Here is a 12,989-nt window from a genome sequence, read left to right as displayed (position 1 = left end):
TAGAGCACACTTTTTTGTTGCTCGCAGTAAATATAAAAAACCTTGTGGAAATATTTGACCTGATTTCCATCGGCTTGAACGGATCCTTATTGCGTGCTGGACGGTGCGGCAGGGGCGGTGGTCGCCACGGTGCTGTCGTCGGCGTATGTCAGGGTCAGCAGGGTATCGTCGTCCCATGTCAGGTCATGCAGCGGCGGCACGTAGCGTTGCTGGTCGTCCGTGACGCGGATGGCGGCCGTGCGTTCGCCCGAGCGCGCTTGCACGGCCAGCAATGTGCGGAAGACGGGAAACGGCACATGGATCAGCGAAGAGTGGCAGGGCCCGCCCGCCAGGCGGAACAGGTTGCGCCGCACGAACGACAGCTGGTCCTGCTCCACCGCCCAGCGGATTTCGCATTCCATGCGCAGGTCGCCCAGGCGGCGCACATTGCCTGGCAAGCCAGGCGTGTGGATGTCGGCGCGCCAGCGCACGGTGTCGCGCTTCTTGTTGCTGACCAGGTCGGCATTCGCATCGTAGGCGGCCTTGTCGCGCGCCAGGGTAAAACTGCCGTTGGCGGCCAGCGGGATGGGAATCGACAGATTGTCGGCCGCCAGGTGCAACGTCACGCCATCGAGCTTGCCGCTGGCGCTGGCGGGAATGAGCATGAAGCGCAGCGGCGCATTGGGCGCCAGGCGCAGGTGGTCGGCATACGCGTCGACGCCCTTGAGCATGGTGCGATAAGGGCGCAGATCGGGATCGCGCGTGCTTTGCACATCGACGATCCGCTGCAGTTCCCCGTTGGCCGTGTCGGCAGGCGCGGGCGGCTGCTCCTGGGCCATGGCGGACGACAGGCTGGCGGCCAGCAAGGCAAGGAGGGAAAAGCGGGAAAAATGCATGGAAAGCGTGCCAGGTTGAACGTGCAATGGGAGAAAAGCCGGCCACGGTGGACGGATTGCGGATCTTATCATTCATGTAACTGCGAAATTATCACCAATTGTCTCGTTCGTGTCGCACGCCAGCCTTTGCCGTGAGTAAACGCGACGCTGTCGCGGCAACCACGTAAAATAGCGGATTGACCGAACGATTTTGAAAGCAAGAGCATGGCGATACAATGGTACCCAGGACACATGAACGCGGCCCGCAAGAAAGCGGCCGAGACCATGGAAAACACCGATCTGGTGATTGAAGTGGTGGACGCGCGCCTGCCGGCAGCCAGCTGCAATCCCATGGTGGACGAGCTGCGCCTGTTCCGCCAGCGCCCTTGCCTGAAAATCCTCAACAAGACCGACCTGGCCGATCCCGCCGCCACCGCCGCCTGGGTGGCGTACTTCAATGCCCAGGAAGGCGTGACCGCGTATGCGATGACGACCAAGAAGCCGGGCGACGTGGCGCGCATCCCGGAGCTGGCCAAGTCGCTGGCGCCGCACCGTGGCGTGCCAACGAAACCGCTGCGCATCATGATCATGGGCATACCCAACGTGGGCAAGTCGACCCTGATGAATGCGCTGCTGAAAAAGCGCGTGGCCAAGGTGGGCGACGAGCCGGCCGTGACGAAAATGCAGCAAAAGCTGTATCTGGACAAGAACACCATTCTCGTCGACACGCCCGGCATGCTGTGGCCGAAGATCGCCATCCCCAGCGACGGCCTGATGCTGGCGGCCAGCCACGCCATCGGCTCGAACGCGCTGATCGAAGAGGAAGTGGCCGTGTTCCTGGCCGAGGAATTACTCAAGCGCTACCCGGACTTGCTGGCGGCGCGCTACGGCACCAAGGTCGATGAAGTCGATGCCATCGGCGTGGTCGAGGGCATCGCCGCCAAGCGCGGCTTCCGCATCAAGGGCGGCGACTACGATTTCGAGAAAGCGTCGCACACCCTGCTGCTCGATTACCGCAGCGGCATCCTGGGACGTATCTCGCTGGAAACGCCGGACACGCGCGCCGCCCTGCTGGCCCAGCACGCGGCCGAGATGGCGGAAAAGGCGGCCAAGGCCGCCGAGCTCGCTGCTGAAAAGGCGAAGCATGCGGCGCGGGGCAAGCGCGGCACGTAATTCACGGCCGCTGACTCACCCCAAAGCAAATTCCGGGGTCAGACCCCCGGTGACGTTGGCGCGGAACCAGCCGTTAGCGGTGTTGAAGGTCTGACCCCGGCTTACAAAAAGCGCCGCGACATCACTGTCGCGGCGCTTTTTTCATGGGCTGCCCGCTCATCCGAACTTGAAGCTGGTCACCGCCAGCGCCCCAAAGAAATCCTCTTCGTGGTACACCACCTGCGCCGCTTCCTGCTCGGCCGCGCCCAGCGCCACCATCAGCGGCAGCAGATGGTCTTCCTGCGGATGGGCCTGGCGCGCGCCCGGCGCCCGGTCCCATGCCAGCAGCTGTGCCAGCCGTTGTTCTGGCGGCAAGGCCATGGCCTGGCGCAGCCAGGCGTCGAACTGGTGCGAGGCGACGGCGCCCGCCTGGCCGAACTGGCGCAGGTTATGGTAAGACAGGCCGCTGCCGATGATCAGCACGCCCTCCCGGCGCAAGCTGGCCAGCGCGCGGCCCACCTCGACGTGCGTGAGCGGATCGTAGCCGTGCTTCAGCGACAGCTGCACCAGCGGCACGTCCGCCTGCGGGTAAATGGGAAACAGGGCGCTGAAGGTGCCGTGGTCGAACCCCCGCTCATGGTCCAGGCGCGCCGGGTGGCCGGCCGCATCGAGCAACTGCTTGACTTGCGCCGCCAGGTCCCGCGCGCCCGGCGCCGGGTACTGGATTTGATACGTGTGCGGCGGAAAGCCCGAATAATCGTAGATCATGCCCGGCCGCGGGCTGGCCGAGACGAGGAACTGCGGCCCTTCCCAGTGCGCCGTGACGACCAGCACGGCTTTCGGCCGCGCGCCGATCTGGCGCGGAATATCCTGCAGCGACGCTTCCAGCACGTCGTAGCGGCCGCCGAACTGCTCTTTCATGAACGGCCACGGGCCGCCGCCGTGCGACAGGAAATAGGTGGGGAAAATGTGCTCTTGCATGGCGGCTCCTGATGGAATGGCTGACGATGGAATGATGATAGTCATGCTCGGTGAGTTGATCAAGATCGCTATTATTGATATATCATTTCCATTTTGTTGATGATGGGACTGTCATGGATACCTTGCGCAGCATGCGCGTGTTTCGCGCCGTGGTGGAGCTGGACAGTTTCGTGCGCGCCAGCGAGCGCCTGGCTCTGTCGCCGGCCATGGTCAGCAAGCACGTGATGCACCTGGAACGCCACCTGGGCGCGCGCCTGCTGAACCGCAGCAGCCGCCACCTGAGCCTGACGGAAATCGGCAAGGTGTATTTCGAGCAGTGCCGCGAGATGCTCGACAGCCTCGATGAAGTCGAGGCGACGGTGGGCCGCACGACGGTGGTGCCGCGCGGCATGCTGCGCCTGAGCGCCCCCGTGTGGTTCGCCAACGCCATCTTCACGCGGGCCCTGGCGGCTTACCGCGAACGCTTTCCGGAAGTCACGTTCGACATCGACTTGAGCGGGCGCGTGGTGAACCTGGTGGAAGAGGGCTTCGACCTGGCCCTGCGCGTGAGCCAGGCGCCGTCGCCGGCCCTGATCGCGCGGCCCATCGGCGGCATCGCCTTTCACCTGGTGGCCGCGCCCGCCTACCTGGCGCGCGCCGGCCATCCGGACGCGCCGCAGGACCTGGCGCGGCATGCCATGATCAGCTATTCATTGTTGTCAAACGGCAACGAATTAACGTTCGACGGCCCGCAGGGGCGCGACACGGTGAAGTTCTCGCCCGTCCTGCAATGCAATAACGAAAGCCTGCTGCACGCGGCCGCGCTCGACGGCATGGGCATCGCCCTGCTGCCGTCGTGGCAGACGGATGCGGACCTGGCGGCGGGGCGGCTGGTGCGCCTCTTCGACGATTATCGATTGGCGGGCGGCACGGTGTATGCCGTGTACACCAGCCGGCGCTACCTGTCGTCGAAAGTGCGCACCTTCATCGACTTTCTTGCCGACGAAGCGCGCCTGGGAAGCTGAGGCCGTCAGCGCCGGCGGCAAAGCGCAGGCAAGGCGGCCAGGGCCGTGCTTGCGGGGCTGTGCGGCGTGCGTATAATGATTCGCTCTGCCATTTTCCGATTGATCCACACCGTGCGCCCGCGCCGCGCCGTCGCACTCAAGCCAGCCGCCATGATGCCTGTTCCCCTCGCTTTGACCATTGCCACGCGCACCCTGTTGCTGTGCGCCCTGGCCATGCCGGCGTGCGCGCAAGAGGGGGGCAAGGGGGAAGATGGCGTGCCTGCCGCGTCGCAGGGCGCGCTGCATGGCGACTTGTCCAGTGAGCTGGCGCAGGGCGGCCAGCACAGCGTGCGTGGCGCCCTGGCGTACGACCGCGACGGCATGTCGCTCGATGCATCGATGGATGAGCTGCGCAATGGCAATTACCGCGACGGCAGTGTCTTCCACCAGCGCGGCTTCAATGGCGGCGCCGAGTGGAAGCTGCGGCAGGGGCGTTTCGGCTTCACGGTCGACGAGCTGAAGCAGGATACGCGCTACCCGGCGCCCGAGGCGCCCTACCTGGCCATGCTGGCGGCGCGCCCGGAAGACCTGTACCGGTACGAGGTGCGGCGCGCCAGCGCCTTCGTGCAGCGCTACGTGGGCAGTTTCGAGCTGGGCGTGGAGTTGTCGCAGCGGGAAAAGCGCGCCGATGCCCTGTATGCGGGCGAGGAGGGCAGCGCCGAATCGTCGTACCGCAGCCGCTGGCGCCAGCTGTCGCCGCGCGTGCGCCATTACGGCAAGCTGGGCGGCGTGGGCACGGACACGGAAGTGGGCCTGGACCTGACGCAGTGGGAGCGCCGGTCCGGCCGCGCTGCGCTGGGCCGCGACGGCAATGCGCAACGGCGCCAGAATGCGCGCGCGCTGCTGCTGCGCGAAGAGCTGGCGTTCGGCGGCGTGGTCGCGCCGCGCTTGCTGCTGGGGCTGCGGCATGAGCAGATCCAGCTCGATCCGGCCGACATGCCGGCCGACGGCGGCAACTGGGAAAACCAGAATGCGTGGGATGTGCAGGGCAGCTTGCAGCTGCGCCCGCAACTGAGCGTGTATGCGAAGGCCGCGCGCAGCTACCATATCGACGACGATGGTTATACGAGCGCCGGCTACCGTCCGCTGACGGGGCAGGAACGCCGCGAAACGGAGCTGGGCGCCACGTATGGCGATGCCGTGCGCAGCGCCTCGGTGCGCGTGTTCAGCGAACGCCTGAGCAACCAGATCGTCTTCGACCAGAGCCTGGGCCAGCTGGGCTTTGTCGGCAACCTGGAGCCGTCGCGGCGCGACGGCATCGCCGTCGAGGCCAGCGTGGCGCTGGCGCGCGACTGGCGCCTCGACGGACAGGTGCGGCAAGTGCATGCGCGCTACGACGAGTATGCCTATGACGGCCCGGATATCGCGCTGGTGCCGAAAACCCTGGCCAGCGTGCGCCTGTACTGGGCGGGGCCGCGCGGCGCCAGTGCCGACCTCGGCGTGCAGTGGCTGCGCGCCTTGCGCTATGGTCCCGATTTCGACAACAGCTGCCTGGCGCAGGTGCCCGCGTTCGCCACCGTGGACGGGCGCTACGTGCGCAAGCTGGGCGCCTGGGAGCTGGAGCTGGCCGGCAGCAACCTGGCCAACCGCCGCCACTACGGCGATGCGCCGGGCTGCCGTTCGAGCATTTACCAGAATGACAAACGCCAGCTGCGCGTGTCGGCGCGCTACCATTTCTGAGGCGGATGCGCGGCGGCGCCCGAGCGCAGCTTAAGCGCGGCTTAATCGGGCGCAAACGGAACGCGCAATTGCGCCTTTTTTCCATCCGATGTTCATTGGGACGCGCAAAAAGTGGTAATCTCGCCCCGTTCTCGACCACTTTATGATGAAGGATTACTATGCGTTTTCTGCGTTTCTTGCGTCCCCTGCTCGCCGCTGTCACCCTGGTCGCGGCCACCGGCGGCGCCATGGCTGCCGATACCGGCTTTACCACGCTCCCGACGCCAGTGCGTACGGACACGGGCGGCAAGGTGGAAGTGGTGGAATACTTCATGTATTCCTGCCCGCATTGCTACGCGCTCGACCCGCTGATGCACGACTGGGTCAAGAAGCAGGGCGACAAGATCGCCTTCCGCCGCATCCACCTGGCCTTCTCGGGCCCGAAAGATCCGCAGGCGCACGCCTATGTCACCCTGGAGGCGATGGGCCAGCTGGACCGCTTCCACGACAAGATCTTCCGCGCCATCCACGTTGAACGCAACCGCCTGAACCGCGATGACGCCATCCTCGACCTGCTGGTGAAAAACGGCATCGACAAGGCCAAGTACCTGGAGATGTTCAATTCCTTCGGCGTGCAGACCAAGCTCAAACGCAATGAGCAGCTGATCGCGGCCAGCAAGATCGACAGCGCGCCGACCATCGTCATCGATGGCCGCTTCGTCACGTCGCCGGCGCAGCTGTCGCGTCCTGGCCAGTCCGAACCGCAGACCCAGGCGGCCACCCTGCGCGTGATGGATGAACTGGTGGCGCGCGTGCTGAAAGAGCGCGCACCGGCGCCAGCCAGGAAGTAAGCGGAGCGCATCATGAAACAGCTGCCATGGACTTTATGCGTGCTGGCCGTGGCCCTCGTGGCCTGGCTGGCGCTGGCCGTCGTCAACGTGGAAAACCAGCGCAACGCGCTGGCCAGCAAGGCGTGCGTGGACCCCGCGTTCAAGAACGAGGTCGACGCGAAATGCCTGGCATCCGTGCAGACGCGCGAGCACTGGTGGCAGCATCTCGGGTATGCCATGACGCATTTCCGGAACTGACCTGCTCTGTCGAAAAACCCGCCTGGCGCGGGTTTTTTTTCGTCCGCGTATGATGAGCCCACATCAATGCGGGAGGGGCAATGAAGGAAGTGATCCTGATTACGGGCAGCAGCCGCGGCATCGGCGCGGCGACGGCCTTGCTGGCGGCGCGCCAGGGCTATGCCGTGTGCATCAACTATGTGCGCGATGCGCCGGCGGCCGAAGCGCTGCGCGCGCGCATCGTGGCCGAAGGGGGCGAGGCCATCGCCGTGCAGGCCGACGTCAGCGACGCGCAAGACGTGGCGCGCTTGTTCGATGCAGCCGATGCGCGCCTGGGTACGCTCACGGCGCTGGTCAACAATGTGGGCGTGCTGGAGCGCAAATGCCGGCTGGCCGACATTTCCGTGCAGCGCCTCGAGCGCGTGCTGCGCACCAACGTGATCAGTTATTTCCTGTGCTGCCAGCAAGCCGTGCGGCGCATGTCGACGGCGCAGGGCGGGCAGGGCGGACGCATCGTGAATGTCTCGTCGGCGGCGGCGCGCATCGGCTCGGCGGGCGAATACATCGACTACGCGGCCTCGAAAGGCGCCGTCGATACCTTGACCATCGGCCTGGCGAAGGAGGTGGCGGCCGAAGGCATCCGCGTCAACGGCGTGCGGCCCGGCATCGTCTACACGGAGATCCACGCCTCGGGCGGCGAGCCGGGCAGGGTGGCGCGCCTGGCGTCGGGCGTGCCGATGCAGCGCGGCGGCCAGCCGGAAGAAATCGCTGACGCCATCCTGTACCTGCTGGGACCGGGCGCCAGCTACGTCACGGGCAGCATTCTCGACGTGGCGGGCGGCCGTTAGGCCTTGCGCGGCGCGGCGGGCGCCGTCCTGGCCGGCGCCGAATGCGGCGTCACCACCACGGTGCAGGTGGTGCCGGCCACCAGCAGTTGACCCTGCGGCTGTTCATCGATATGGATGCGCACGGGCACGCGCTGGGCCAGGCGCACCCAGTTGAAGGTGGGATTGACGTCGGCCAGCAGTTCGCGGCCCGTGGCGGCGTCGCGGTCGGTGATGCCGCGCGCGATGCTTTCGATGTGGCCGTGCAGGGTGCCGCCGCTCATCAGATTCATTTCCGTCTTGTCGTCCTGCGCCAGCATGCCCAGCTTGGTCTCCTCGAAGTAGCCGACCACGTAGTACGAGGCGCTGTCGATGACGGCCAGCTTGGCCGCGCCGACGGCGGCAAAGTCGCCCTTGTGCACGTTCAGGTTGGTCACGTAGCCGCTGACGGGCGCGCGCACGGTGGTGCGTTCCAGGTTCAGCTGCGCCAGGCTGCGGGCGGCCAGCGCGGCCTGCACTTGCGCATTGGCCGAGGTGGCGGCATAGGCGGCGCTTTCGCGGCTTTCCGTGGAAATGATGCTGGCGTCGAGGCCGGCGCGGCGCTGCGCTTCCTTGCCGCGGCGGCCCAGCTCCGTCCTTTGCGCGGCCAGCACGGCGTCGGCCTGGGCCAGCGCGCTGACGTAGCGCTCCTTGTCGACGACGAACAGCACGTCGCCCTTTTGCACCACCTGGTTGTCGCGCACCAGCACGTCCGTGACGGTGCCGGCCACGTCGGCGCTGATGTTGACGATGTCGGCCTTGATGCGGCCGTCGCGCGTCCATGGCGATTCCATGTAGCGGTCCCAGACAGTTTTACCTATCCACAGCGCCGCGGCCAGCAGCAGCAGGGTGATGGCATAGCGGGTCAGTTTGGTTACCATGTCGGCAGCCCTTCCTTGATTTGGTTGAACAGTTTTTTTAATTTTTGTGCAGCTATTTGTACAGCGACAGCGCCAGCGCGCCAAAGATGGCGATGAAGATGCACAGCCGCGCCAGCGATGGATGCCACACCATGCGGTATACGCCCAGCCAGCCCAGCACGCGGTCGAGCAGGGTTTGCAGGCCGATGCTGAGAATGAACAGGGGCAGCAGGGTAGGAATCAGAATTCCGAACAGGGCGAATTCACGCGGCATGGTGGTCTCCGGCGCCAGGCGCCATTTGGTCGAGTAATGAGGTGTAGATCGAATGCAGGTCGGCCAGCGCCGTCTGCAGGCGCGCGCTGCGCTCGGGTGCCGCATCGGCGTCGGCCTGGGCTGCGCGCACCACGGCGCCCGCCTGCAGGGTGGCCGCCAGGGCCGCCTGCAGCTGCGCGTCGGCGCGCGTGCGCAGCCAGGCGGCGATGTGGTCCACGCATTGCTGCAGCGCGTGGCGCGTGGCGCCGGGCCGGGCGCTGGCGATCAGTTCGCGCAGCTCGATCACCGAGTGGCCGATTTCCAGCAGATTCAATGCCTGGCGCACGACGGCCCGCGTGGCGGCGCCGGGCGCCGGTCCCGCCGCCGCGTTGAGCTGGCTGAGCAGGTCGCGCACGCGGTTGTCGAAGCGGTGCTTGACGCGGCGCACGGGCGCCGTGCACGCGTGCAGCGCCTCGCGCCACAGGGCCGGGCCGATATGGTCCTTGTGGCCCATGGTGTGTTCGGGCAGCAGCACGGCAAACACCAGGGCGGCCAGCATCAGGCCGACGATCAGCGCCATGCCCGTGTTCAGAAAGGCGGCGCCATCGACATGCATCAGGTTCGTCGGCGCCATCTGCGTGATGAAGGTCGACACGCCCAGCCCCACGCCCAGCTTGGCCGGATTGGTCATCAGGTACAGGCCGACGGCGAGAAAGGGCGCAAAACTTAGCACCAGCATGGGAAAGCCGTCGCCATGCACCAGCACGAAATACACGCACACCAGCGACAGCGGCATGGCGATCAAAAAGCCCGTCAGCACCTGGCGGATCATCATGATGGGACGCGGCGAGGACGAGGCCAGCGCGCAGAACACGGCCGCCATCAGCATCGCCGTGCTGGCGTATGGCCAGGCCAGGAAGTAGGCGCCCAGGGCCAGCAGGGCCAGGCTGATGCCGGCGCGCGCGCCGCTGGCGATGACCAGCGCGGGCGGCGTTTTCGGCGCATACGCCTGCGGCGTGCTCACCTCGAGCGGCGTGTCGTGCGCCAGGCTGAAATACACTTCGTGAAAGCGGCTCATGTCGCGCGCGAAGCGTTCCAGCAGCTCGCAGACGGTGTCGAAATCGATGCGCTGCGCATGCGCCACTGGAACCGTGTCAATATCTGTGCGCGCCTGCGCCAGCGCCGCCTGCAAATGCAGCTGCATGGTGTCGAGCGAGTCCTGCGACGGCGTCGACTGCGGGGTTTCGGCAACGATGGCGTACAGGGGCGCGCCCGCCTGCATGACCCGGGTTTCGCCATCGCGCTGCAAGCGGTCGAACAGGCGGTGGAAGGTATAGAAGGTGGTCAGCGCCGTCATGAAGGTGGCGTTGAAGGCGTGCAGCTTGCGGTTTTGCGCGCGCACGTGGCCCACTTTGCTGGTGACTTCGAACAGCGCGGCCGAACGGCCCAGCTCCAGCGCCGCCACGTCGGCGGCAAACTGCAGATGCGTCAGTTCCACCTGCGCCGGCGTGAGCTTTTGCTGCAGCACGTCCTGGCAGAAGGCGAGGAATTTGCCGTAGCGCGCCTGCACCGTGCGCATCACCTGCGTGCCCTGGTGGCGCGGCAGCAGCACGCTGGACACCGCCGCCGAGCAGATGATGCCCAGGCCCACTTCGGCCACGCGCGTGACGGCCAGCGCGAACACCTGCGTCGGCTGCTCGATGGCGGGCAGCACGATCATGCAGGCCGTGTAGCCGGCCAGCACGTACACATACGACTGGGCGTTGCGGTGCAGGGCCGAGCCGCTCGTGCACAGGCCCACCCACAGGGCCAGGCCGGCGAACAGCAGCACCGGCTGCTGCGGAAACAGGCCGATCAGGGCCAGCGCGGCCGTGCATCCCAGCAAGGTGCCGCACAGGCGGTAAAAGCTTTTTTCCAGCACCATGCCGCTGCTGGGCAAGGCCAGGATGATGGTGGTGGTCATGGCCGTGCTGGGCGAATCGAGGCCCAGGCGGTAGGCCAGCCACAGGGCGCAGAACGCGGCGATCAGGGTCTTGCCGACGTAGATCCAGCGTTCGCCTTCCGTCGTGCGCCAGTCCTGCAGCGCCAGCGCCAGCCAGTGGGCCGCCCGCGACAGGGGGCCGGATAGGGATTTTGTTGCTGTGGCTGGCGTCATCGATAGGCTATCAGTTCTGGTTGTTGAGATTGTTCAAGTTGCGCAACTGGCGCACGTACAGCTTGTCGAGCACTTGCAGCTCTTCCGGCGTAAAGCCTTCGTACAGGGCCGACGTTTCCTGGTACACGTCGGGCAGCGCCGTCTCGATCAGCGCGCGGCCTTTGTCCGTCAGCGAAATCATCACCGAGCGGCGGTCGCCCGGACGCGTGCCCCGGTGGATCAGGCCGCGCGCTTCCAGGTCGTTGCACACGCGCGTCAGGTTGGCCGGCTTTTCATGGCAGGCCATGCCCAGGGTGCAGGCGTTCGAGGTTTCGTCGTCCGTGCCGTACAGCACGGCCAGCACCATGTAGCTGGCATCGACCAGGTCGTGCTTTTTCAGCGCGGCATTGGTCAGATCCTTCATGCCTTTCTGGATGTGGTACGTCATGCGCAGCAGGCGCATCAGTTCCATGGGGAAGGCTGGCATGCGCGTGCGGATGTTTTGCAGCCGCTTGGCGGTAGCGTCAAAAGCGGTCATGTCGTATTCCTTCATGTGTGAATAAAGTTCCGATTGTATCTTGTTGAGCTGCAGCAACGCGAACATTGGGGGCCTAGATTCCGCCTCCCAGTGCATTCATCAAGGAAACGTACAGATCCAGTTCGCGCGCTCCATTTTGCGCCTGCTGCTGTTCTTCCGCCAGCAGCGCCACTTGCGTGTTGAGCATGGCGATGGCGTCGCTCATGCCCGCCTTGTAGGCCTTCTCCGCCAGGTCGCGCGCGCGCTGCGCCGTGGCCAGCGCCTGCACGGTCAGGCGGTGCTGCTTTTCCAGCGACTGTGCCTTGGTGACGGCGTTGGCCACGTCCGACATGGCGTTGATGACGGTGGCGTTGTACTGCTCCACGGCGCCGTCGTACACGGCCGTCTGGCTGCCCAGCTGGGCGCGCAGCCGGGCACCGGCGAAGATGGGCAGGCTCAGCGCGGGCGAAACGCCGCGGATGTCCGAGTTGGCATCGAGGAAATGGCTGAAGCCGAAGGCCTGGAAGCCGGCAAACGCCACCAGGTTGACGTTCGGATAAAACTCGGCCTTGGCCGCGTCGATGCGCTGCGCCGCCGCCTCCACGCGCCAGCGCTGGGCGGCGATGTCGGGACGGCGGCCGATCAGGTCGGCGGGCAGGGCGGCGGGAATGGCCAGCGGCTGGTCCAGGCGCAGCACGGGGCGCGTGAGCGCCGCGCCGGCGCCCGGACCCTTGCCGGCCAGCGCCGCCAGCTGATTGCGCAGCAGGGCCAGCGATTCGGCCGACTGTTCCAGCTGGCGCCGTCCCGCCGGCAGGGTGGTTTCGATTTGTGCCACGTCAATATCGGTGCCGATGCCTGCCGCCTTGCGCTGGCGCGTGATGTCGAGGATGCGGGCGCGCTGCGCCAGGCTGCGTTCGATCACGTCCTGCAGCTGGAATTCATACGACAGCTGGATGTAGGTGCGCACCAAGGCCGTTTCCAGCGCCAGGCGGGCCATCTGCGATTCGGCCGACGCCATCTGCACGTCGCCCAGCGCGGCGGACAGGGCGGCGCGGTTGCGGCCCCACAGGTCCAGGTCGTACGAGGCCGTGACGGTGGCCTGGTTGCGCCACGCGTAATTGCCGGCCAGCGGCGCGGGCGTGCTGCCGTGCTGCGAATACAGTTCGCGGTTGATCGAGACGTTCGCGTCGGCCTGCGGGCGGGTCTTGTCTTCCGCCGCGCCGGCCAGCGCCTCGGCCTGGCGCACGCGCGCCTGGGCGCCGCGCAGGGTGGGGCTGTCGGCCAGCGCCTGCTCCATCAGGCGGTTCAATTGGGGGTCGTGCAAGTCTTGCCACCATTGCGTGCGCGGCCATTGTATGGCGGCGCTGGCGGCGGCATCCATGGCCTGGCCCGCCTGCAGTTTATTGGCGTCGAGCAGGGCCGATTGCGGCGCGATATGGCCCATGTCGGCGCAAGCGCTCAAGGCAAGGATCAGGCTGGCGGCAAGCAGACGGCGGTGCAGGGACATGCAGGAACTCCGGGAGAGATAGGTTGGGGTGGTACGGGGGAATCACAGCTCGCCGCGGTGAGCTTCGGGAGTGGCCCGAGTGCTGCGCCGCAACTGAGT

Annotated in this window: 13 protein-coding genes; 6 read left to right on the top strand and 7 right to left on the bottom strand. The window is 66.3% G+C overall.

Annotation, left to right across the window (positions count from 1 at the left end):
* Nucleotides 1-86 precede the first annotated feature (86 nt).
* Complete coding sequence (locus BM193_RS07590) at nucleotides 87-875, bottom strand: hypothetical protein (RefSeq protein ID WP_092798416.1); 789 nt, start codon at nucleotides 873-875, stop codon at nucleotides 87-89.
* Between the two features lie 204 nt (nucleotides 876-1,079).
* Here BM193_RS07590 and ylqF point away from each other — a divergent pair, with 204 nt between their 5' ends.
* Complete coding sequence (gene ylqF / locus BM193_RS07585) at nucleotides 1,080-2,027, top strand: ribosome biogenesis GTPase YlqF (RefSeq protein WP_092798417.1); 948 nt, start codon at nucleotides 1,080-1,082, stop codon at nucleotides 2,025-2,027.
* Nucleotides 2,028-2,183: 156 nt separating this feature from the next.
* On the opposite strand, the gene BM193_RS07580 is transcribed toward ylqF, so the two are convergent.
* On the bottom strand, nucleotides 2,184-2,987 hold the full coding sequence (locus BM193_RS07580; protein WP_092798418.1) for a DODA-type extradiol aromatic ring-opening family dioxygenase: 804 nt from the start codon (nucleotides 2,985-2,987) through the stop codon (nucleotides 2,184-2,186).
* Between the two features lie 113 nt (nucleotides 2,988-3,100).
* Here BM193_RS07580 and BM193_RS07575 point away from each other — a divergent pair, with 113 nt between their 5' ends.
* From BM193_RS07575 to BM193_RS07555, 5 genes are all read left to right on the top strand, one after another.
* Complete coding sequence (locus tag BM193_RS07575; protein WP_092798419.1) at nucleotides 3,101-3,991, top strand: LysR family transcriptional regulator; 891 nt, start codon at nucleotides 3,101-3,103, stop codon at nucleotides 3,989-3,991.
* A gap of 150 nt (nucleotides 3,992-4,141) precedes the next feature.
* Nucleotides 4,142-5,710 (top strand): TonB-dependent receptor domain-containing protein, encoded by a 1,569-nt coding sequence (locus BM193_RS07570; RefSeq protein WP_175533194.1) that lies wholly within the window; start codon nucleotides 4,142-4,144, stop codon nucleotides 5,708-5,710.
* A 158-nt stretch (nucleotides 5,711-5,868) separates the two neighbouring features.
* Entirely contained in the window at nucleotides 5,869-6,540 is a 672-nt protein-coding gene (locus tag BM193_RS07565) for a thiol:disulfide interchange protein DsbA/DsbL (protein ID WP_092798421.1), read from the top strand.
* Nucleotides 6,541-6,552: 12 nt separating this feature from the next.
* Nucleotides 6,553-6,777, top strand: a complete 225-nt coding sequence (locus BM193_RS07560) for a hypothetical protein (RefSeq protein ID WP_092798422.1) — start codon at nucleotides 6,553-6,555, stop codon at nucleotides 6,775-6,777.
* Between the two features lie 80 nt (nucleotides 6,778-6,857).
* Nucleotides 6,858-7,604, top strand: a complete 747-nt coding sequence (locus BM193_RS07555) for an SDR family oxidoreductase (protein WP_092798423.1) — start codon at nucleotides 6,858-6,860, stop codon at nucleotides 7,602-7,604.
* Here BM193_RS07555 and BM193_RS07550 read toward each other — a convergent pair.
* The 5 genes from BM193_RS07550 to BM193_RS07530 all read right to left on the bottom strand — a co-directional run bounded on the left by BM193_RS07550 (nucleotide 7,601) and on the right by BM193_RS07530 (nucleotide 12,890).
* Complete coding sequence (locus BM193_RS07550; protein ID WP_092798424.1) at nucleotides 7,601-8,500, bottom strand: efflux RND transporter periplasmic adaptor subunit; 900 nt, start codon at nucleotides 8,498-8,500, stop codon at nucleotides 7,601-7,603. The two genes, BM193_RS07555 and BM193_RS07550, sit on opposite strands and share 4 nt — an antisense overlap.
* 52 nt (nucleotides 8,501-8,552) lie before the next feature.
* Nucleotides 8,553-8,753, bottom strand: coding sequence for a DUF1656 domain-containing protein (locus tag BM193_RS07545; protein ID WP_070224633.1), 201 nt, complete (start codon nucleotides 8,751-8,753; stop codon nucleotides 8,553-8,555).
* Nucleotides 8,743-10,887, bottom strand: a complete 2,145-nt coding sequence (locus BM193_RS07540; protein WP_254785945.1) for an FUSC family protein — start codon at nucleotides 10,885-10,887, stop codon at nucleotides 8,743-8,745. Before BM193_RS07540 ends, BM193_RS07545 begins: the two co-directional genes overlap by 11 nt.
* A 10-nt stretch (nucleotides 10,888-10,897) precedes the next feature.
* Complete coding sequence (locus BM193_RS07535) at nucleotides 10,898-11,404, bottom strand: MarR family winged helix-turn-helix transcriptional regulator (protein ID WP_092798578.1); 507 nt, start codon at nucleotides 11,402-11,404, stop codon at nucleotides 10,898-10,900.
* Nucleotides 11,405-11,477: 73 nt separating this feature from the next.
* A complete protein-coding gene (locus tag BM193_RS07530; RefSeq protein ID WP_092798425.1) occupies nucleotides 11,478-12,890 on the bottom strand; it encodes an efflux transporter outer membrane subunit in 1,413 nt (470 codons plus the stop codon).
* Nucleotides 12,891-12,989 lie beyond the last annotated feature (99 nt).

Source organism: Janthinobacterium sp. 344 (assembly GCF_900112025.1).
Classification (GTDB): domain Bacteria; phylum Pseudomonadota; class Gammaproteobacteria; order Burkholderiales; family Burkholderiaceae_D; genus Janthinobacterium.
Note: the sequence above shows the minus strand (reverse complement) of the source record. Positions and strands in the feature narration are given on the sequence as shown.

What these genes read in the sequence shown, in the direction of transcription:
- BM193_RS07590 (WP_092798416.1), bottom strand. Translation starts at nt 875, where the DNA reads ATGCATTTTTCCCGCTTTTCCCTCCTTGCCTTGCTGGCCGCCAGCCTG.
- ylqF (WP_092798417.1), top strand. Translation starts at nt 1,080, where the DNA reads ATGGCGATACAATGGTACCCAGGACACATGAACGCGGCCCGCAAGAAA.
- BM193_RS07580 (WP_092798418.1), bottom strand. Translation starts at nt 2,987, where the DNA reads ATGCAAGAGCACATTTTCCCCACCTATTTCCTGTCGCACGGCGGCGGC.
- BM193_RS07575 (WP_092798419.1), top strand. Translation starts at nt 3,101, where the DNA reads ATGGATACCTTGCGCAGCATGCGCGTGTTTCGCGCCGTGGTGGAGCTG.
- BM193_RS07570 (WP_175533194.1), top strand. Translation starts at nt 4,142, where the DNA reads ATGATGCCTGTTCCCCTCGCTTTGACCATTGCCACGCGCACCCTGTTG.
- BM193_RS07565 (WP_092798421.1), top strand. Translation starts at nt 5,869, where the DNA reads ATGCGTTTTCTGCGTTTCTTGCGTCCCCTGCTCGCCGCTGTCACCCTG.
- BM193_RS07560 (WP_092798422.1), top strand. Translation starts at nt 6,553, where the DNA reads ATGAAACAGCTGCCATGGACTTTATGCGTGCTGGCCGTGGCCCTCGTG.
- BM193_RS07555 (WP_092798423.1), top strand. Translation starts at nt 6,858, where the DNA reads ATGAAGGAAGTGATCCTGATTACGGGCAGCAGCCGCGGCATCGGCGCG.
- BM193_RS07550 (WP_092798424.1), bottom strand. Translation starts at nt 8,500, where the DNA reads ATGGTAACCAAACTGACCCGCTATGCCATCACCCTGCTGCTGCTGGCC.
- BM193_RS07545 (WP_070224633.1), bottom strand. Translation starts at nt 8,753, where the DNA reads ATGCCGCGTGAATTCGCCCTGTTCGGAATTCTGATTCCTACCCTGCTG.
- BM193_RS07540 (WP_254785945.1), bottom strand. Translation starts at nt 10,887, where the DNA reads ATGACGCCAGCCACAGCAACAAAATCCCTATCCGGCCCCCTGTCGCGG.
- BM193_RS07535 (WP_092798578.1), bottom strand. Translation starts at nt 11,404, where the DNA reads ATGACCGCTTTTGACGCTACCGCCAAGCGGCTGCAAAACATCCGCACG.
- BM193_RS07530 (WP_092798425.1), bottom strand. Translation starts at nt 12,890, where the DNA reads ATGTCCCTGCACCGCCGTCTGCTTGCCGCCAGCCTGATCCTTGCCTTG.